Here is a 448-nt window from a genome sequence, read left to right on the forward strand (position 1 = left end):
GGCCGAGGATCACTGCCAGCAGGCCGACCACCACCACCAGGCGCCCTGCGACGGCGGCCACCGCGTCGTAGGCCTCGCCGAGCACCCAGCCCGGTGCCAGGAACAGCACCGCCCACGAAATGCTGGCGATGCCACTGGCCTGCATGTAGCGGCTGGCCGGCATTTTCATCATGCCGGCGATGGCCGGCACGAACGGCCGGATCGCGCCCACGTAGCGTGCTACCAGGATGCTCTTGAAAGCATTGCGGCGGAACAGGTTTTCGCCGCGGTCGAGCAGCTGCGGGTAACGGCTGAAGGGCCACACGCCACGCAGGCGGTCACCCCAGCGGCGCCCGATCCAGTAACTGATGCCATCACCGGCGAATGCGCCCAGTGCGGCTGCCGCCACCGCATACGGCCCGGAGATCTGGCCCAGCCCGATGAACACGCCCACCGCGAACAGCAGCGG

Annotated in this window: 1 protein-coding gene; it reads right to left on the minus strand. The window is 69.0% G+C overall.

Going from position 1 to position 448, the window contains the following annotated elements; translation table 11 throughout:
* Positions 1-448, minus strand: a 448-nt coding sequence (locus D7V77_RS42585) for a DedA family protein (RefSeq protein WP_147452388.1), incomplete at both ends; no start/stop codon positions are given.

It is taken from the genome of Corallococcus sp. CA041A, assembly GCF_003612075.1.
Lineage (GTDB): Bacteria > Myxococcota > Myxococcia > Myxococcales > Myxococcaceae > Corallococcus > Corallococcus exiguus.